Raw genomic sequence first — 19377 nt, 5'->3', positions numbered from 1 at the left:
GTCCTTATTGTAACACAATTGAAAAAAGAATATAGAAAAATATTTGTAGATTTTTCAACGCAAATTTGCATTCTGTTCATACATTATAAAAGAGTACTTTTATACGTTTAGAAAATAAGGCGGGGGAAAAATGAGTATTACGGAACGTTTTTTTTATTTAGAAAAAGAACCATGTGTAATTTATTTACCGGAAAAGCCAAATGGATTTTCTGTTATGCTCCTAGGAGATTATAACTATTTTATTGAGAATGGTACAAGTTTATGGACACAGCATGCAGGAAGAGCTTATTTTTTACAGGGCCTTATTGAAAAAGGCTATACGGTCTTTTCATCTAACTTATACGGAAGGCATTGGGGGAACGACCGAGCTGTTCGTTTAGCAAAACGTTTGTATGATGTCGTTCTAAGAAAAGAGACATTGAATGCGAAAATGCACATTATGGCAGATGGTATGGGAGCGCTTGTAGCACTGGAGATGATGAACAAATACCCTGAATGTATACGTTCTGTCGTTATGTTAAATCCGTGTTTAGATTTACCAGAATATGTGGAGTTTGAGAAAGAGCATAAGTTTTTTTACAAAAGATTAGTGAAGGAATTAAGTGTGGCGTATGATTCCAAAGAAGAAGAATTAGAATCAAAAATAAATAAGAAATCATTTGCACTTCTTCCGTCTTGTGTACCTGTTAAAATTTTTGTCTCAACACAGGAAAAAAGAGGAAGAAAACAATTGTTACGTAAATACGAGAAAATGAGGCAATTCAATCAATGCGATACTTCTGTTTTATTCCATCTGCAAGATGTGAAATATAAAATGGTTAGACAAACGACTGATTTCTTTAAAAAATATGAAGAAGAATTGTGAAGCTCCCATATACATAAATGAGGAGCTATTTGTTTCAAGGGGAAAGGGTTGGTGGTATGAAACGCGTGCTGATTATAGGTGCACTTACGTTTGTAGGTTATCACCTTGTGAATAAAATGATTGCAGAAGAAGTAGAAGTATATGGTCTTGATTTTGATGAATTTGATAGTATGACAAAAATTAATGAAGAGAAATTATTGTTGATTGGGCGAAATGCGTTATTTACGTACTATTCTATAAGGGATGAAGACGGATGGCGATCGGTAGAGGAAGAAAGTTTCGATACAGTTTATTTTTGCTTGTATGAGCCGAATCAGCAAAGTGGATTTCGGAATGAAAGGGTCATATTACAATATTTAAAACGGATCGTAAGGATGTGTGAAAAAAATAAAGTAAAGTTAAATCTAATTTCTTCTATTGAAATAGGAAGCACTGAAGAATCCGAAAACAAACGTCTATTTTCGAAGGTGGAAGAAGGGTTGAAAAAAGGTGAATTACAATATAGTGCATATCGAGTTCCTACATTATATGGGCCGTGGCAACCGTCGTTTATGATGTATCATCAGCTTATTTTATCAGAACTTGATGACAAAGAGTGCCGTTGTATAAATGGAGAAAAAGGAAGCGATTTACTTTACATTGAAGATGTATGTGAATATTTATGGGAAAATGGAATGAATGTAAAACACCTCGGTATATATAATTTACTTAGTGGAAAAGAAGAGTTATGGGAAAAAGGTATGAGTCTTTTACATGCAGATGATAAAGTAAATAACAAAAATATGGAAGTAAGAGATGAAGCTGTAGATGTTATTTCTATTCAAAAAAATACACCTGTAGAATTCGGTTTAAATAAACAATTGGCACATATGAAAAAATATAAAGAGTTATACGAAGGGTAGCGCACGTGTTAAACTATTGTATGGATAATGGAATGAAAGCTTTAATGGAGAGGAAGAGATTACATGAACGAAAAAAGTATGCAATTTTTACAAATCGCAATGAAGCATTTACCAGAAGCTAAGGCAATTTTAGATTCTAATGGAATTGCGCTTGATATGGAGAAAGCACAGCCGGTGTTAGAGCTATTGATGAAAGTAATGGGCGAAGCATATGAGCTTGGGAAAGCGGATAAAGAATAAAACTGAAAAACAAAATCTTCTTTTTTGAGGGGAGAGAGGCTCGAGCCGTGGATAGAAGCGGTTGGGGCCTTTTTTAGTCTCGAGCGAAGGTAAGACCAGAGGGATGATGAGGTTAAAGGGAAAGGTTATGAGGAGAACGCCTTGGTTTTGAAGGAAAGCGGATAAAGAATAAAACTGAAAAACAAAACCTTCTTTTTTGATGAGAGAGAGGCTCGAACTGTGGATAGAAGCGGTTGGGGCCTTTTTTTATTTCGAGCGGAGTAAGGGTAAGTGTATGGAATAATTTGTATTTTGAAAGGACAGGAATTTTTCTGTTTCTTTTAATGAAAAATAAAGTTAGTAATACGCTGTCTTATTTTTTTAGTTGAAATATATTCTAGACAAAAGTACATTTATGTTTTAAAATTAGTACCAAGTCATAATAATTGATATAAAATGGAGGGCTGCGATGTGAACGTGGGCATTTTAGGGGTCGGAAGATATGTGCCAGAAAAAGTAGTCACAAATCACGATTTAGAGAAAATCGTAGATACATCTGATGAATGGATTCGTACGAGAACGGGAATTGCAGAAAGACGCATTGCCGATGATACAATAGATACTTCATATATGGCGGTAGAGGCTTCTAAAAAAGCACTTGAAGATGCAGGGATTAGCGGAGAGGATATCGATCTTATTTTAGTGGCAACAGTAACGCCAGATCGCGCATTCCCAGCAGTAGCCTGTGTAATCCAAGAAGCAATTGGCGCAAAACACGCAGCCGCGATGGATTTAAGTGCAGCGTGTGCTGGCTTTATGTACGGAATGATTACAGCGCAGCAATTTATTCAAACAGGAACTTATAAAAATGTATTAGTAGTTGGTAGTGACAAATTATCTAAAATTGTAGACTGGAATGACCGAAATACAGCAGTACTATTTGGGGACGGAGCAGGTGCTGTGGTAATGGGAGCTGTTTCAGAAGGAAAAGGTGTACTTTCCTTTGAATTAGGAGCGGACGGAAGTGGCGGTAAGCATCTTTATCAAGACGAGTATGTTATGATGAACGGCAGAGAAGTCTTTAAATTTGCTGTTCGCCAACTTGGTGATTCCTGTCTTCGCGTGTTAGAAAAAGCGGGACTTACGAAAGAGGATGTGGACTTCTTAGTACCACATCAAGCGAATATTCGTATTATGGAATCTGCAAGAGAAAGATTAAATTTACCGAAAGAAAAAATGAGTATGACAATTGAAAAGTTCGGTAATACATCGGCTTCTTCAATTCCAATTGCAATGGTAGAGGAATTGCAAAATGGACGTATTCAAGATGGTGATTTAATTATACTAGTCGGTTTTGGCGGCGGGTTAACATGGGGAGCAGTAGCTCTTCGTTGGGGTAAATAAGGACTGAGAGAAAAAAAGGAGTGTATTTTGTATGGAAAAAAAGAGGGTCGTAATCACAGGGCTAGGAGCTGTTACACCGATCGGAACAGATGTTGAAACAGCTTGGGAAAACATTAAAAACGGTGTATCCGGAATCGGAAGACTTACAAGAATAGATTCAGAACAAATTCCTGCAAAAGTAGCAGCAGAAATTAACGACTTTGAAGTCGAAAAATATATAGATAAAAAAGAAGCGCGCCGTATGGACCGCTTTACGCAATATGCAGTAGCAGCAGCGAAAATGGCAGTTGCAGATGCGAAGCTTGAAATTACAGAAGAAAATGCACCACGCATTGGTGTATGGGTTGGTTCTGGTATTGGTGGTATGGAAACATACGAAGAACAATTTAAGATTTTTACTGAAAAAGGTCCGCGCCGCGTGAGCCCGTTCTTCGTACCAATGATGATTCCAGATATGGCAGCAGGTCAAGTGTCAATCGCTACAGGAGCGAAAGGAATTAATACTTGCTCTGTAACAGCTTGTGCATCTGGAGCAAACTCAATTGGTGATGCGTTTAAAGTAATTCAGCGCGGTGATGCTGATGCGATGATAACAGGCGGAGCAGAAGCGCCGTTAACAAGCATGGCATTCGCTGGATTTAGTTCAGCGAAAGCATTAACATTCAATGAAGATCCAGCAACGGCTTGCCGCCCATTTGATAAAAACCGTAGTGGTTTCGTAATGGGTGAAGGATCAGGAATTCTTATTCTTGAAGAATTAGAGCATGCATTAGCACGTGGTGCTCACATTTATGCGGAAATTGCTGGCTATGGTGCAACTGGTGATGCGTTCCATATTACAATGCCTGCTCCTGGCGGTGAAGGCGGAGTTCGTGCGATGCGTCAAGCTTTAGCTGATGCAGGTCTAGAGCCAGAAGATATTGATTACATTAATGCACATGGTACAAGTACAGATGCAAATGAAAAGTATGAAACGATGGCAATTAAAGAAACTTTCGGTGAGCATGCATATAAAGTAGCGATTAGCTCAACGAAATCAATGACAGGTCATTTATTAGGAGCAGCTGGTGCTGTTGAAGCGATCTTCTCTATTAAATCAATTACAGACGGAGTAATTCCTCCGACGATTAACTATGAAACACCAGATCCAGAATGTGATTTAGATTACGTACCAAATACAGCGAGACATCAAGAAGTAAACGCGGTATTAAGTAATTCACTAGGATTCGGTGGTCATAACGCAGTTTTAGTATTTAAATCGTATAAATAATAGATGAAATAAGGTGTTTTTTCGTAGTTTGTTACGAAAAAACACCTTATTTATTTTTTATCAGCTTTACGTTCCTTTCTTTTTTTGCATATACATAAGAAAAGGAGGGATGAAGGGTGGGGGTTGTTGAAACGGCAGAATGGTTACATCTGTATTATGGACGCCCAGAAAAGCTTTGTGAGAAATTTACAAAGTATATTCCATTGCCAAAAGAGAGGCTGTATCGCTTTTTAATCTCTAAAGGTATGTATCGCCCAGTAATGCGGGGGGAGCAGGAAATTAAAGAGTTAGAGAAGAAAGAAATTTGGAAAGAACTTAGCATGGAGTATGAAAAATTGAAAAGTTGGCTAAAAGGTCCAGATGTCCCTATCTTTATTTTATTATCAGATTCATATAATCGAACGGTACAAGAGGAATATAACGGGAAGGCTGGTTTATCTATGCGTCACGTTATTTTCTTATTCGTATGTGGACGTAATTCAGTAGAGGAACTAAAAGCTTTATTAACGCATGAATACCACCATATATGTAGATTACATCAAATTGAGACGAAGGAAACAGAGTATACATTACTTGATACGATGATTATGGAAGGGTTAGCTGAGCAAGCTGTGTATGAAAGGTATACAGAAAAAAGATGTGCACCATGGACTACTTACATTTCAAAAGAAGATGCTATTTATTATTGGAGAAATTCAATACAAGAACGAATAGATGTAAAGAGAGGTACGAGGGAGCATGATGTTTTATTAAATGGACTGCACTCGTATCCGAAAATGCTTGGCTATGCACTTGGATTTCATATTGTGAAAGACTGTGTAGCATTTGAAGGAGAAAATACACTTTCTTTATTATCTATAGATGCGAAAGAAATATTGAATAAAGCAAATACATTTCATGTTTCATGAAAAACAGGAGGTAACGCTCCTGTTTTTTTATATTATAGAAGAAAAAATAATAATTAGAATATATTTCCTTAAGTGGAATAAAGTTAAGCAAAAATGAACATAATGATTGGTACAAACAGTAGTGAAGTGAGGGGTAGTGAATGTTATATCTACATGATGTATGGGTAAATTGGTTTGAAGGTGAAGAAAATGGGTATAATGTTTGTCATTTTTACGAATGGCGGAAAGATGATACGATTGAGCTATTAGATCAAGTGCCATTATTAAAAGTAGATGCCACATTATATCATTACATCGAGAACGAATTATTAGAGCTTCCGCAAAAATTATTGGAAGACGTATATCATAAGGCTTATATTCGTAAAAATCACGAACGTTTGCAACAAGAATATTGTTTTGTAGTTACAGATGGAAAAGGAATTATTGCGATTGATTCAATCGGCTATAATGTGCCAATTAGAAAAAGTAGGCTTATACCTCGCCAAGAACAGATGGTATATGAGATGGTAGAAAATGTGCAAGAAGAAAAGTATGAGTTCCAAGTGGAAGAGATTGAAAAAGAACATCATATTTTATCGCCGTCACCTTTCATTATGAACGGCCTAACTCGTAAAGAAAGACAGTTAAAACAATTATTATTTATGGCATTAGATCAATTACATACAACGAAAAATCCAGCTGAAATTCGCTATTGGTTCACAGAGTGGGATCCATCAGCGTACGGAATGGTCCAACATATGGAGTTTGAAGATGTTTGGGCTAAACTTTATGATGAAGCGAAAACTGGATGGTCTGAGAAGCACGAGCAATTATGTGAGCGCCTTGTAAAAGGACAGCCGTTTTTTGAAAAGTTATGGGAAATGGAAAATGAGCAGAAGGTAAATTGAAAAAAACCGCCAATTGGCGGTTTTTTTTATGGAGGTGGCAAGCTCTTCGTGTCTAAGAACCTTCCGCATAAGAAGGCAAAAAGCGCCTTTTATACGAAAGAACCTTAGCCAGTCAGAGCTGAACGAGCCGCTTCCGCTTTATGTGAAATCTAGCTCCAGCGGCAAGAATGTTCGGTGGCTTCGCGCCTTCCTGCGAGGCAAAAAGCGCCTCTACGTCAGGAGCTCCATCCCCCTCACATTCTGAACGAGCCGCTTCCGCTTTATATGTTACCTACGTTTTCTACTTAATCCCATTGCATTTTCTACTTTGCGTAGTTGTTTGAATGCAACGCGGTTTGCTTTTTCGGCACCTTTGTCTAGAATTTCGTCTAGTTCTGGGGAGTTGATTAGTTCGTTATATTTGTCTTGGATTGGACGAATTGCTTCTACGACTACTTGTGCTAGGTCACCTTTGAAGTCGCCGTATCCTTTTCCTTCGTACATTGCTTCTATTTCTTCTACTGTTTTTCCTGAGAATGAAGAGTAAATTGTTAATAAGTTAGAGATTCCAGGTTTGTTCTCTTTATCAAATTTAACGATGCCTTCAGAGTCAGTTACGGCACTTTTTATTTTCTTTTCGATTGTTTTTGGCTCATCAAGCATACTGATCATTGATTTTGGATTTGGATCAGATTTACTCATTTTTTTCGTAGGTTCTGTTAATGACATAACGCGAGCTCCTACTTTTGGAATACGAATTTCAGGAACTGTGAACACTTCACGGAAGCGTTTGTTGAAACGCTCTGCTAGATCACGTGTTAATTCCATATGTTGCTTTTGGTCATCACCAACAGGCACGATTTCTGTGTTGTAAAGTAAAATGTCAGCAGCCATTAATGGTGGGTATGTAAGTAATCCAGCTGGAACTGAATCTCTTCCTGAAGCTTTGTCTTTATATTGTGTCATACGTTCTAATTCTCCAACGTAAGCAACGGATTGCATAATCCATCCTAGTTGAGCGTGTGCTGGTACTTCTGATTGTACAAATAAAGTAGCTTTTTCAGGATCGATGCCGCATGCAACGTATAGCGCAGCAAGACTGCGGATATTTTTGCGAAGCATTGCAGGGTCTTGAGGTACTGTAATCGCATGTTGGTTTACAATACAGAAATAACAGTCGTGTTCGTTTTGAAGCTCTGTAAATTGCTTCATAGCTCCTAAATAGTTTCCAAGTGTAATTGTTCCGCTTGGCTGAATACCAGAAAAGATAACTGACATAAGTAATTCCTCCTAAAATTGAATGTGCGATGGGGAAGAGAAGGCATACAAAAAAGCCCATTCATCCCAAATTACATAGGGACGAATGGACCGCGGTACCACCCTAATTATTTCACAGCTGTGAAATCTCTCAAGATCCATAATAACGTCTGGATATAACGCCAAAGCCTACTACTTTCGGTTCGGTTTGGTGCTCAAAAGCCCATTCCATACTGTACAATTACTTGTTCACACCACCCACAAGCTCTCTGAAATTGCCCCAATATGTACTCTTCTTTATCATCGCATACATATAAATTTATTGTTAACTGAGCCCTTTTAATATGAAAGAACTAAAGTTTTATAACAAAATGTTTTGCTGATTATTATATCATATGGAGCAGTGTTTGCAAACTACATCAAAATAGTAAAGCTAATGAGGACCGAGAACAACCCAAGTACGATACCGGTAATACAAATCGGATACGTCCATTTGAATGAATATGTTTTATAAATACGTTCTTTCTTATCGATAGGTTCCTCTGCTTCTTCAATTAAAGATTCGATTTTTTTATTCGTACCAAATACTCTTTGGAATGCGTAAATTGTTACGTTAAAAAATCCATTTTGAAATATGAATAAAAAACCACCTATAAGAATAAAAAACAATGCAATATAGAATGAGATGTTGACAAAATTCAACAAAAATTGAGATGAAACGAGGAATGCGCCCACACTAGAAGCGATTATCGCAACCAAAAATAGTATACAAGTATGAAAAAAAACTTTATTCAAAATATTCCCCTCCGTCAAAATATTACTAGAATTATTATACTATAAAAGCTATAATAAGTAATATAAATAATTTTTTGAAAATTATACGCAATTAAAGCGCTAATTTCAAGATGATGGTAGCAATGTTAACGTATTCCTTTACAAAAAAAATAAAATATAAATATTTTATTAAAAATTTTAACAAAAAAATAAAAAACTATATTCACAATCGTCTAATTATATGTATAATGAAAATTGTAGAAACTTGGAGATTATTCTTTCAATTCTAATTTTCTACAAGTGAGGGTACAGGAAGTGCAATTAGGGGAGGCAACACAACATGAAGAAAAAGATACCGTTATTACTTGCATCAACTTTAACTGCAAGTATGTTGCTTGGCGCGTGTAGCTACCAGAAAGAGGACGCTAAAGCAAAAGGAAAAGAAAATACTACTAGTAGTAGTAACGGAAAACAGATTCTTAATTTAACAGAGTTATCTGAAATTCCATCGATGGATGCATCGTTAGCATCAGATTCTGCATCTTCAACAGCATTAAATAATACGATGGAAGGTTTATATCGTACTGGCAAAGATCAAAAGAGAATGCCTGGGATTGCTGAAGATGTCCAAAAGCTAGATGATGGGAAGAAATACATATTTAAATTAAGAAAAAATGCGAAATGGTCGAATGGGGAACCTGTAACAGCGAAAGACTTTGTGTATTCATGGAAAAGAGCAGTAAATCCAGATACAAAAGCGACGTATTCGTACATTATGTTCGATATTAAAAATGCAGAAAAAATTCATAAAAAAGAATTACCTGCTGACCAATTAGGTGTAAAAGCGATTGATGATTATACATTAGAAGTGGAATTAGACAATCCCGTTCCTTACTTTATTGATTTAACGGTTTATCCGGTGTTTTACCCACTAAATGAGAACTTTGTGAAATCACAAGGTGATAAGTTTGGTTTAGAGGCAAATACAACATTATATAACGGGCCATTCGTTATGAGTGATTGGAAACATGAACAAAGCTTCCAATTTAAGAAGAACCCATCATATTGGGATAACAAGACGGTTAAAATCGAAGAAATAAATTTCAATATTGTGAAAAACACATCGACTGATGTAAATTTATATGAGACAAATGCGATTGATCGTGCGGCTCTAACATCGGAATTTGTTGATAAATTTAGACAAACTCCAGAGTTCCAAACACGACAAGAAGCAGGAGTTGCCTACTTAAGATTTAATCAAAATAATAAGTATTTGAGTAATAAAAACTTAAGAAAAGCAATTTCAATGTCCTTTGACCGTGATAACATTGCAAAAGTTATTTTAAACAACGGCGCAATTGGTGCTTACGGATTTGTTGGAAAAGATTTCGCTGAAGGTCCGAATAAAAAAGACTTCCGTGCTGAAAATGGAAAGCTAGTTGAAACGGATTCAAAAGAAGCGAAAAAACTTTGGGAAACAGCGAAGAAAGAGCTTGGCACTGATAAAATCGAATTAGAATTCTTAAGCTTCGATAATGAAGATGCGAAAAAAATTGGCGAATTCTTAAAAGGTGAGATGGAAAAGAACTTACCTGGTTTATCAATCAAAATTAAACAGCAGCCATTCGCACAAAAAAATAAGTTAGAAGACTCTCAGGAATATGATATGGCGTTTGGTGTTTGGGGTCCAGATTTCCCAGATCCAGTCTCATATTTAGATATGTTTGTTACGAATGGTTCACAAAACAAAACAGGATATTCTAATCCGAAATATGATGAACTAATTCTAAAAGCAAAAACAGATACAAAAGATTTACAGGCTCGCTGGAACAACCTTTTAGAGGTAGAGAAGATGTTAATTAAAGAGGATGCAGTTATTGCTCCAGTCTATCAAAAAGGTTCAGCGTATGTAGTAAAAGGTGCTGTAAAAGATATTATCCCGATTAACTACGGTGGTAAATTAACTTACAAATGGGCATCTGTTGAACAAAAATAATCTTTTTTCCATCGTTTACAAGGGTATATGCCTATGATGGGCATGTGCTCTTATTTTAAAAAAATAAAAGTAAGAATATTTCAAACTATCTTATTGCTTTTGAGAAAAACGGGGAGGTGCTTGACTATGGGACGTTACGTATTAAAACGTTTCGTGTACATGGCTTTGACATTATTTTTAATTACTACACTGACTTTCTTCTTGATGAAATTACTTCCGGGTTCTCCGCTGAAAAACCAGGAGAAGTTATCACCGGCACAAAAAGAAATCATTCTTGAAAAATATGGTTTAAATGATCCAGTGCCAGTTCAATATGCACGTTACTTAGGTAACTTAGCAAAAGGTGATTTAGGGGTATCATTCCAGTATGATAACCGCCCAGTAACAGATATGATTGTGGATCGTATTGGACCATCAGCACAACTTGGTTTACAAGCGATTATATTAGGAACATTTATCGGTTTAATTTTAGGAATCGTTGCGGCACTTCGGAACAATACGTGGGTCGATTATGGGGCGACAATTATTTCCGTACTCGGGATGTCGGTACCATCATTCGTATTCGCCGCATTACTACAATATTTCGTAGGGGTAAAACTTGGTTGGTTCCCAGTAGCATTCTGGAAGGGACCGGAGTTTACAGTAATGCCTACAATTGCTTTATCGATGGCAGTTATCGCAACAATCGCACGTTTCGCTCGTGCAGAGTTAATTGAGGTTATGCAAGCTGACTACATTTTAACAGCGAAAGCGAAAGGAATTAGCCAAGGCGTTATCATTATCAAGCACGCACTTCGTAACGCATTAATTCCAGTTGTAACAATTTTAGGACCAATGGTTGCAGGATTAATTACAGGGACACTAGTTATTGAGCAAATTTACGCTGTACCTGGACTTGGGGAACAATTCGTTAAGTCGATTACAGTAAATGACTATACAGTTATTATGGGAACTACAATTTTCTATAGTGCGATTTTCATCTTAGTTATTTTCATTGTCGATATTTTATACGGAATTATTGATCCTCGTATTCGTTTAGCGGGAGGGAAAAAATGATGAAAGATGTACAAAAATTATCTCCAGATTTATTTCAACAAGCCAATCAAAGTAATGTTGATAATGAAGTCATTGCCCGTCCAAGCTTAACGTTTTGGCAAGATGTAAGAAGACGTTTGTTCCAACATAAAGGTGCCATGTTTGGTTTCGTATTATTAATGCTTATTGTACTACTAGCAGTTATAGGACCAATGATAAGTAAGCATTCTTATAAAGAGCAAGATTTAGGTCGTGCGAAAATGCCACCGAAAATTCCAGTGATTGAAAATGTTCATTGGTTACCATTTGACGGTACTGATCAATATGGTGTTGACCAATATGAAAAACGTGATATTAAAGAGTACTTCTGGTTTGGTACAGATGATCTTGGCCGTGATTTATGGACAAGAACTTGGGAAGGTACGCGCGTATCATTATATATCGCTCTATTAGCAGCAGCAATTGACTTAGTAATCGGGGTTGCATACGGAGGTATTTCAGCCTTCTACGGCGGCAGAGTAGATAATATTATGCAACGTATTATGGAGATTATTAACGGTATTCCATACTTAATCATCGTTATTTTAATGGTAATCATTATGGGGTCAGGTATTTGGTCGATTACACTCGCGATGGCAATTACAGGTTGGATAGGGATGTCGCGTATCGTTCGTGGACAAATCCTAAAATTAAAAAACCAAGAATATGTATTAGCATCTCGTACATTAGGTGCAACAAATACACAGTTAATCGTGAAGCACTTAATTCCGAACGTAATGGGACCAATTATCGTAATGACAATGTTTACAATTCCAACGGCAGTATTTGGTGAAGCATTCTTAAGCTTCATCGGACTAGGCATTCAGCCACCATTCGCATCACTTGGTTCTCTTGTAAATGATGGTTATAAATCAATTCAAACGTATCCACATATGATGTTCATCCCAGCGGTTGTCATCAGTATGTTAATCTTAGCATTTAACTTAATTGCAGACGGATTACGCGACGCGTTAGATCCAAAAATGCGTAAGTAAAAGAGGGGAGAAGTAAAAATGAAAACATTGCTAGAGGTAAAAGATTTGCAAGTCTCCTTTGATACACATGCAGGTGAAGTACAAGCTGTACGCGGTGTTACTTTTGATTTAAAAAAAGGAGAGACATTAGCGATTGTAGGAGAATCTGGTTCTGGTAAATCAGTTACTTCTAAAGCGTTAATGGGATTAATTCCGAATCCTCCAGGACGTATTAAAAACGGTGAAATCATATTTGAAGGTCGTGACTTAACGAAACTAACAGAAAAAGAAATGCAGCAAGTACGCGGTAAAGATATTGCGATGATTTTCCAAGATCCAATGACATCATTAAATCCAACGATGACAATTGGTAATCAGATTATGGAAGGTCTTATTAAACACCAAGGGATGAGTAGAGCAGATGCACGTAAAGTTGCTGTAGAATTAATCGACCTTGTAGGTATTCCAAATCCAGAAGCACGCTTAAAACAATATCCTCACCAATTCTCAGGTGGTATGAGACAGCGTGTAGTTATTGCGATGGCGTTAGCTTGTAATCCAAAATTATTAATTGCCGATGAGCCGACAACAGCGCTAGACGTTACAATTCAGGCGCAGATTTTAGAACTTATGAAGGACATTCAGCAAAAAACAGAAGCAGCAATCATTTTCATTACGCATGACTTAGGTGTAGTGGCAAACGTTGCAGACCGAGTTGCGGTTATGTACGCTGGTAAAGTTGTTGAAATTGGAACTGTTGATGAAATTTTCTACAATCCAAAACATCCATACACATGGGGCTTAATCGCATCTATGCCAAGCTTAGATGGTTCAGAGGACGAGCTATATGCGATTCCAGGAACGCCTCCAGACTTATTAAAACCGCCAAAGGGTGATGCTTTTGCACCACGTAACCCGCAGGCGCTGAAAATTGATTTTGAAATGGAACCACCTTTATTTAAAATAAGTGACACACATTATGCGGCAACTTGGTTACTTCATGAGCAAGCGCCAGAAGTAAAACCACCAGCAGTTGTTGAAAAACGTATTCTTCAAATGAAAGCAGGTGAACAACATGACTAAACAACGTGAGAAATTAATTGAAGTGAAAAATGTGAAACAACACTTTGATGTGAGTGGTGGTGTTGTTAAAGCAGTTAATGATATTTCATTTGATATTTACCGCGGTGAAACATTTGGACTTGTAGGAGAATCTGGTTGTGGTAAGTCAACAACTGGAAGAACGATCATTCGTTTATACGATGCAACTGCCGGTGAAGTGTTGTTCGATGGTGAAAATGTACATGGGAAAAAATCACGCACAGAACTTAAGAAGTTCAACCGTAAAATGCAAATGATTTTCCAAGATCCATATGCATCATTAAATCCTCGTATGACAGTAGGGGATATTATCGCAGAAGGTATTGATATTCACGGACTAGCAAAAGGCAAAAAAGAGCGTATGGACCGTGTTCACGAGCTGTTAAATACAGTTGGTTTAAATAAAGAGCACGCGAACCGTTTCCCACATGAATTCTCAGGTGGACAACGTCAACGTATCGGTATCGCTCGTGCGCTAGCTGTAGAACCTGAATTTATCATTGCTGATGAACCAATCTCAGCACTTGACGTATCGATTCAGGCGCAAGTTGTAAACTTACTGAAACAGTTACAAAGAGAAAAAGGTTTAACATACTTATTCATCGCCCATGATTTATCGATGGTAAAATACATTAGTGATCGCATTGGTGTAATGTACCGTGGTCAAATCGTTGAGCTGACAACAAGTGAAGAGTTATATGCGAATCCAATGCATCCATATACAAAATCACTACTATCAGCAATTCCACTTCCAGATCCAGATTATGAGCGCAATCGTAAACGTATCGTATACGACCCATCGCAGCATGATTATGGTAGTGAAGCACCAACAATGCGCGAAATTCGCCCAGGACATTTTGTATTATGTTCTGAAGCAGAGTATAAGAAATATAAAGAAATCTATCAATAAAAAAGTAGAGCCATTCTTCTATTACAGAAGGATGGCTCTACTTTTTTATACTATTTAAACTTAATTTAGTATAAAGAGATTTTATCCAAGTTCTTTTTCTGTTTAAAGACAGCGAAGTAAGAGTTTCCAAGAATGAAGAAAAAGGCGACTGAAATCAGCCGCCTTTTTTCATTTAGAAACACTTTTATTTTATCGCGCTTGAACAGAAGCACTATCTTCTTGTTCATCAGGTTTAACAAGTGCATAATTTTCCCACGATCTACTTCTCCAGCGGAAGAACATAATAATCGCTCGCGTCCATTCGTCGATAGCAATCGCTAGCCAAATACCAACGAGCCCCATGTCTAAATGGAAGGCGAAAAAGTAACCGAGTGGTAAGCTCATTAACACCATGGAGAATGCGCCGATTAAAACAGGATATTTTGCATCGCCAGCTGCACGAAGTGAATTAATGATGACGATGTTCATCGTCCGTCCTGTTTCCAGTAGTACACTTAGTAAAAGAACGCTTGCCCCTAGAGAGATAATATGAGGGTTATCCGTAAATAGTCCCATTAATTGTGTGCGGAATGTAACAACGAGAATGACCATAAATAAAGTTACACCAATCGCCCATTGTACACTTTTCCATACGCGTGTGTAAGCTTCATCCTTTTCATTTCCGCCAACTAGGCGTCCAACGATAATAGCTGTTCCCATACCGATAGCAATGGCGAATAAATAAGTGAACATGGAAATGTTAGTAGCATATTGTCTTGCTGCTAATGATTCCGTACCTAAGTATGTTGCGTAATATAAGAAGACAATTTGACAAGCTTGATACATGACTTGTTCGAATGCAGATGGAATGCCAATCTTCAAAATTTTGCCAACGTATTCTTTTGATAAAGTGAAGTAATATTGTAATTTCACACGGTATTCCATAACGCGATACAGTAACCAGAAGAAAACGATAAGTGCGATTAACCGGCTGACAGCGGAAGAAATCGCGGCCCCTTGCACACCAAGTTCAGGGAAACCGAATTTTCCGAAAATAAGTACGTAGTTTCCGGCGATATGAATAATATTCATTCCAAGCGAAACAAACATTGCTTGCTTTGTAAAGCCGTGAACGCGGATAATTGCGGCTAATGAGTTAATAATAGCTTGAAGGAAAATAGCTCCTCCGACGATGGATAGATAGCTTTGTGCATACGTTAATACATCGCCTTGTAAGTTCATTGCCATCATCATATGTTTTGAGAATAAAAGAAAACCGGCGCTTATAACGAGCCCGACTCCTAAATTTAATGTTACTGCTAATGCTGATATTTTTGATGCTTCCATAAAGCGTTTAGAACCGAGGTATTGGGATACAACGATAGCTGCACCATTCCCGATGACTTCTAGTACTAAAATCGCGATATGAAGGTATTGATTCGCTGCACCAACCCCAGATACAGCATCGTCTGATAATGCACTTAACATGAAAGTATCAGCGATCCCCATCAGCATAAAAAGAAAAACTTCTAGAAAAATAGGCCATGTTAATAAGAATAAACTTAATTTCTCTGTTGACCCGTTTTTTGAGTGAATTGCTGTCATGTCCGTCCCCTCTTTACCGATATCTATTTTTAGCAAAGTGTATCGTAACACACTTTCATATCCTTTGCACTTATTTTAGCCTACATATTTTCAATATGAATAAACCTTCATTTTATGACAGAAAAGGAAGAATAATTATGCGTAAGATATTATAGGATATAAAATTTGTTTTTCTCTGATAATTTAGAAAAGTATAAAATTTTGCATTTTTAACACTTTAGTTCAATAAAAACGCAGTTTGAAACGTTTACAAATACACAAATTGTTAACAGAAAATTTTAATAAAATAGAAATATAAATATACAAAGAATATGTTTGTGTGTATAATATGAATTATTAGAACATATATAAATTTCTTTCTGTTTGAAAATGAAAGGGCTAACATTTTTTTGGAGGGTGAAAGTATGAAAAAAAAGATACCAGTTTTTGTAGCATCAACAGTAGCAATGAGCATGATTTTAGGGGCATGTGGCTACCAAAAAGATGAACCGCAAGCGAACGCAAAAGGGGATAGCGGGAAAAGCGGTGCGAAGCAAGTTATTAACTTAATTGAAACACAAGAAATTCCAACGATGGACCCAGCGTTATCAGCTGATGCAGTTTCTTCAAAAGTAATGAACAATACGATGGAAGGTCTATACCGCCTTGGGAAAGATGATAAATTAGTTCCAGGTGTAGCGAAAGAATTCCAAAAGTCAGAAGACGGTAAAAAGTATACATTCAAATTACGTGAAGATGCAAAATGGTCAAATGGTGACCCTGTAACGGCGAAAGATTTCGTGTATGCATGGCAAAGAGCAATTAATCCAGATACAGCTGCGAAATCGGCGTACATTATGTACGATATAAAAAATGCTGAGAAAATTAATAAAAAAGAGATGAGTCCAGACCAATTAGGCGTGAAAGCAATTGATGATCATACATTAGAAGTAGAATTAGATAATTCTATTCCATATCTTGTTGATTTAATGGTCTATCCAATCTTCTATCCTGTTAATGAAAAGTATGTGAAAGAGCAAGGGACGAAGTTTGGTTTAGAAGCAAATACAACACTTTATAACGGTCCATTTACATTAAGTGATTGGCAACATGAACGTAGCTTCAAAATGACAAAGAGCGCATCATATTGGGACAATAAAGAAGTGAAGCTTGAGGAAGTAAACTTTAATATTGTAAAAGATACGTCTACACCAATTAATTTATATGAAACAAACGCAGTTGATCGAGCAACGTTATTAGCAGAGTTCATCGATAAATATAAAGGAAAACCAGATTTCAAAACGGTAGAAGATACATCTGTATTCTTCCTTCGCTTAAATCAAAAAGACCCAGCTTTAGCAAATAAAAATATTCGTAAAGCAATTTCACTTGGTTTTGACCGTAAACCATTCGTTGATACATTATTAAATAACGGTTCTAAGCCAGCGACGGGATTAATTCCTGATAATTTCATTAAAGGACCGGATAAACAAGACTTCCGTGCTGAAAATGGAGATATTATAAAACCAAATGTAAAAGAAGCGAAAAAGTATTGGGAAACTGGTAAAAAAGAGCTTGGTAAAAACGAAATTGAATTAGAGCTATTAAATGAAGATGTTGAATTATCGAAGAAAACTGGTGAATATTTAAAAGGCGAATTAGAAAAGAATTTACCAGGATTAACAGTGAAAATTAAACAACAACCATTCGCGCAAAAACTAAAATTAGAAGATGCTGGCGATTATGTAATGTCATTCTCTGGATGGAGTGCAGACTTCCCGGATCCAGTTACATATCTTGATATGTTTGTAACTGACGGATCTCAAAATAAAATGAAGTATTCTAATCCGAAGTACGATGAGATTATTATGAAAGCGAAAAAAGACGGAAGTGACGTAAATGCTCGCTGGAAAAACTTATTAGAAGCAGAAAAAATGTTACTTGATGACGCTGCGATTGTTCCAGTATATCAACGTGGTAGAGCATATTTACAAAGAGAAACAATTAAAGATATGTACAACCATAAATACGGCGGGGAAGTAAGCTTCAAATGGGCATCAGTAGAGAAATAACAAAAAAAGCAGGTGATTACCTGCTTTTTTTTAGTACGTACGTTTTTTATAAATGCCTTTTCCGCCAACTTGGTTCCAGCCAGATTGTACATCTAAACTTTTGTTAACAAACTTCATTTTTTCTTTCCCACCAAAGAGTTTTTCACCGATGCTATTTGTAATGACACCAATCAATGCTGTTATTCCGATGATGAGGGTAGCAACAATGATAAAATCAGTAAAGAAAGCGATCATATGCAAATTCCCCCTTTGCCTGTCTGTATTTTTATTGTATGAGATAAATGGCAAAAAAGAAAGAAATGTCAGAAAAATATTCGATTTACTTTAGAAAGCATATAGACATGAGCGGGGAGATTTGTTAAAATAAGAACAGATGTTCTTTTCGTTTCTAATCTTTAGAGTCTTACATTTCTCAATTGTTTTGTCGGGAAAAGGTAAGAAAACGCTCTCTTTCTAATGGGGAAGATTATGAAACTGTAATTGTATATCAAGTGAAAATTATTGTAGAAAGCAAGTATCAAAAGGGTTGAAGAGCGTTGTTAAAGGACAGTTTTAATGAGTGTAATCATGTTGCATAGCAGTGGAGTACACGGAGAATTTTTCTCAACTAGCAGTAAATTAACTGTATATTTCTTGCAAAAACTATTGTATAATGATTATAGAAGTTACTTATTAAAAGTAATTGTTGTTGCTTACATGAATTGCGATTTTTTACTTTGCTATAAGACAAGTTATCGCAAAAAATTGCGGAAGTTAGAAATTTAAACTGTAATTAGTACAGAATTTGTACTCTTTAAGGAGAGTGAGCTTTGTATGGTAACATTATATAGTTCTCCAAGCTGTACGTCTTGTAGAAAGGCGAAATTATGGCTAGAGGAAAATCATATTCCTTATACAGAACGTAATATTTTCTCAGATCCATTAACGATTGATGAGATCAAAGAGATTTTACGTATGACAGAAAGCGGAACGGATGAGATTATTTCTACTCGTTCAAAAGTTTTCCAAGAATTGAATGTGAACTTAGAGTCTTTACCACTTCAAGATTTATATAAGATGATTCGTGACTATCCAGGTATTTTACGTCGTCCAATTATGATTGACGAAAAACGCCTTCAAGTAGGTTACAACGAAGACGAAATCCGTCGTTTCTTACCACGTACAGTAAGAACGTTCCAATTACGTGAAGCACAGCGTCTTGTAAATTAATTATAATAATATG

General features: G+C 36.6%; 18 protein-coding genes and 1 other annotated feature. Of the genes, 14 read left to right on the top strand and 4 right to left on the bottom strand.

The annotated features are described in order from the left end of the window. Nucleotides 1–130: 130 nt before the first annotated feature. The 7 genes from MKX77_RS18285 (at nucleotide 131) to MKX77_RS18255 (ending at nucleotide 6455) form a co-directional block, all read left to right on the top strand. A complete protein-coding gene (locus MKX77_RS18285; RefSeq protein ID WP_215555559.1) occupies nucleotides 131–865 on the top strand; it encodes an alpha/beta hydrolase in 735 nt (244 codons plus the stop codon). Between the two features lie 29 nt (nucleotides 866–894). After that, a complete protein-coding gene (locus MKX77_RS18280; RefSeq protein ID WP_341307426.1) occupies nucleotides 895–1767 on the top strand; it encodes an NAD(P)-dependent oxidoreductase in 873 nt (290 codons plus the stop codon). Nucleotides 1768–1830: 63 nt separating this feature from the next. Then, nucleotides 1831–2007: a ComZ family protein gene (locus tag MKX77_RS18275; RefSeq protein ID WP_002011319.1), complete on the top strand. Its 177-nt coding sequence runs from the start codon at nucleotides 1831–1833 to the stop codon at nucleotides 2005–2007. 450 nt (nucleotides 2008–2457) lie between these two features. Next, nucleotides 2458–3390 carry a beta-ketoacyl-ACP synthase III gene (gene fabH, locus MKX77_RS18270; RefSeq protein ID WP_215555561.1) on the top strand — a complete coding sequence of 311 codons (933 nt, stop codon included), beginning with the start codon at nucleotides 2458–2460 and terminating at the stop codon, nucleotides 3388–3390. Between the two features lie 31 nt (nucleotides 3391–3421). Next, on the top strand, nucleotides 3422–4660 hold the full coding sequence (gene fabF, locus MKX77_RS18265) for a beta-ketoacyl-ACP synthase II (RefSeq protein ID WP_215555562.1): 1239 nt from the start codon (nucleotides 3422–3424) through the stop codon (nucleotides 4658–4660). A 116-nt stretch (nucleotides 4661–4776) separates the two neighbouring features. Beyond that, entirely contained in the window at nucleotides 4777–5568 is a 792-nt protein-coding gene (locus MKX77_RS18260) for a DUF2268 domain-containing protein (protein WP_002149838.1), read from the top strand. Nucleotides 5569–5708: 140 nt separating this feature from the next. Further along, a complete protein-coding gene (locus tag MKX77_RS18255; protein WP_215555563.1) occupies nucleotides 5709–6455 on the top strand; it encodes a YjbA family protein in 747 nt (248 codons plus the stop codon). 267 nt (nucleotides 6456–6722) lie between these two features. Here the strand turns inward: MKX77_RS18255 and trpS are convergent, their stop codons facing one another. Beyond that, nucleotides 6723–7712: a tryptophan--tRNA ligase gene (gene trpS / locus MKX77_RS18250; RefSeq protein WP_215555564.1), complete on the bottom strand. Its 990-nt coding sequence runs from the start codon at nucleotides 7710–7712 to the stop codon at nucleotides 6723–6725. A 74-nt stretch (nucleotides 7713–7786) separates the two neighbouring features. After that, nucleotides 7787–8004, bottom strand: a binding site (T-box leader). Nucleotides 8005–8105: 101 nt separating this feature from the next. Beyond that, nucleotides 8106–8486 carry a DUF3899 domain-containing protein gene (locus MKX77_RS18245; protein ID WP_215555565.1) on the bottom strand — a complete coding sequence of 127 codons (381 nt, stop codon included), beginning with the start codon at nucleotides 8484–8486 and terminating at the stop codon, nucleotides 8106–8108. Between the two features lie 319 nt (nucleotides 8487–8805). On the opposite strand from MKX77_RS18245, the gene MKX77_RS18240 reads away from it, so the two are divergent. From MKX77_RS18240 to MKX77_RS18220, 5 genes are all read left to right on the top strand, one after another. Then, nucleotides 8806–10461, top strand: a complete 1656-nt coding sequence (locus MKX77_RS18240; protein WP_341307425.1) for a peptide ABC transporter substrate-binding protein — start codon at nucleotides 8806–8808, stop codon at nucleotides 10459–10461. 126 nt (nucleotides 10462–10587) lie between these two features. Continuing rightward, nucleotides 10588–11517, top strand: coding sequence for an oligopeptide ABC transporter permease (gene opp3b, locus MKX77_RS18235; protein WP_000534165.1), 930 nt, complete (start codon nucleotides 10588–10590; stop codon nucleotides 11515–11517). Continuing rightward, entirely contained in the window at nucleotides 11514–12530 is a 1017-nt protein-coding gene (gene opp3C, locus MKX77_RS18230; protein ID WP_341307424.1) for an oligopeptide ABC transporter permease, read from the top strand. The genes opp3b and opp3C overlap by 4 nt, the downstream gene beginning before the upstream one ends. A gap of 18 nt (nucleotides 12531–12548) precedes the next feature. Next, complete coding sequence (locus tag MKX77_RS18225) at nucleotides 12549–13592, top strand: ABC transporter ATP-binding protein (RefSeq protein ID WP_341307423.1); 1044 nt, start codon at nucleotides 12549–12551, stop codon at nucleotides 13590–13592. After that, nucleotides 13585–14520, top strand: a complete 936-nt coding sequence (locus tag MKX77_RS18220; protein WP_215555569.1) for an ABC transporter ATP-binding protein — start codon at nucleotides 13585–13587, stop codon at nucleotides 14518–14520. Before MKX77_RS18225 ends, MKX77_RS18220 begins: the two co-directional genes overlap by 8 nt. A gap of 189 nt (nucleotides 14521–14709) precedes the next feature. Here MKX77_RS18220 and MKX77_RS18215 read toward each other — a convergent pair whose 3' ends face one another. Then, the gene (locus tag MKX77_RS18215; RefSeq protein WP_341307422.1) at nucleotides 14710–16155 is read right to left on the bottom strand and encodes an MATE family efflux transporter; all 1446 of its coding nucleotides are present in this window, start codon (nucleotides 16153–16155) and stop codon (nucleotides 14710–14712) included. Nucleotides 16156–16508: 353 nt separating this feature from the next. On the opposite strand from MKX77_RS18215, the gene MKX77_RS18210 reads away from it, so the two are divergent. Further along, on the top strand, nucleotides 16509–18155 hold the full coding sequence (locus MKX77_RS18210; protein WP_341307421.1) for a peptide ABC transporter substrate-binding protein: 1647 nt from the start codon (nucleotides 16509–16511) through the stop codon (nucleotides 18153–18155). A gap of 30 nt (nucleotides 18156–18185) precedes the next feature. On the opposite strand, the gene MKX77_RS18205 is transcribed toward MKX77_RS18210, so the two are convergent. Next, on the bottom strand, nucleotides 18186–18389 hold the full coding sequence (locus tag MKX77_RS18205; protein WP_000559981.1) for a hypothetical protein: 204 nt from the start codon (nucleotides 18387–18389) through the stop codon (nucleotides 18186–18188). A 579-nt stretch (nucleotides 18390–18968) separates the two neighbouring features. Between MKX77_RS18205 and spx the strand changes: the two genes are divergently transcribed. Next, nucleotides 18969–19364, top strand: a complete 396-nt coding sequence (gene spx / locus MKX77_RS18200; protein WP_002011348.1) for a transcriptional regulator Spx — start codon at nucleotides 18969–18971, stop codon at nucleotides 19362–19364. Nucleotides 19365–19377: the final 13 nt, after the last annotated feature.

Source organism: Bacillus sp. FSL R9-9410, assembly GCF_038050385.1.
GTDB classification, from domain to species: Bacteria; Bacillota; Bacilli; order Bacillales; family Bacillaceae_G; genus Bacillus_A; species Bacillus_A cereus_U.
The sequence above is the reverse complement of the archived record's forward strand: the minus strand, read 5'-3'. Positions and strand labels throughout refer to the sequence as shown.

Bases quoted from the DNA above. Each gene is read 5' to 3' on its own strand.
- MKX77_RS18285 (WP_215555559.1), top strand. From the start codon at position 131: ATGAGTATTACGGAACGTTTTTTTTATTTAGAAAAAGAACCATGTGTA.
- MKX77_RS18275 (WP_002011319.1), top strand. From the start codon at position 1,831: ATGAACGAAAAAAGTATGCAATTTTTACAAATCGCAATGAAGCATTTA.
- fabF (WP_215555562.1), top strand. From the start codon at position 3,422: ATGGAAAAAAAGAGGGTCGTAATCACAGGGCTAGGAGCTGTTACACCG.
- MKX77_RS18255 (WP_215555563.1), top strand. From the start codon at position 5,709: ATGTTATATCTACATGATGTATGGGTAAATTGGTTTGAAGGTGAAGAA.
- trpS (WP_215555564.1), bottom strand. From the start codon at position 7,712: ATGTCAGTTATCTTTTCTGGTATTCAGCCAAGCGGAACAATTACACTT.
- MKX77_RS18240 (WP_341307425.1), top strand. From the start codon at position 8,806: ATGAAGAAAAAGATACCGTTATTACTTGCATCAACTTTAACTGCAAGT.
- opp3b (WP_000534165.1), top strand. From the start codon at position 10,588: ATGGGACGTTACGTATTAAAACGTTTCGTGTACATGGCTTTGACATTA.
- opp3C (WP_341307424.1), top strand. From the start codon at position 11,514: ATGATGAAAGATGTACAAAAATTATCTCCAGATTTATTTCAACAAGCC.
- MKX77_RS18225 (WP_341307423.1), top strand. From the start codon at position 12,549: ATGAAAACATTGCTAGAGGTAAAAGATTTGCAAGTCTCCTTTGATACA.
- MKX77_RS18220 (WP_215555569.1), top strand. From the start codon at position 13,585: ATGACTAAACAACGTGAGAAATTAATTGAAGTGAAAAATGTGAAACAA.
- MKX77_RS18210 (WP_341307421.1), top strand. From the start codon at position 16,509: ATGAAAAAAAAGATACCAGTTTTTGTAGCATCAACAGTAGCAATGAGC.
- MKX77_RS18205 (WP_000559981.1), bottom strand. From the start codon at position 18,389: ATGATCGCTTTCTTTACTGATTTTATCATTGTTGCTACCCTCATCATC.
- spx (WP_002011348.1), top strand. From the start codon at position 18,969: ATGGTAACATTATATAGTTCTCCAAGCTGTACGTCTTGTAGAAAGGCG.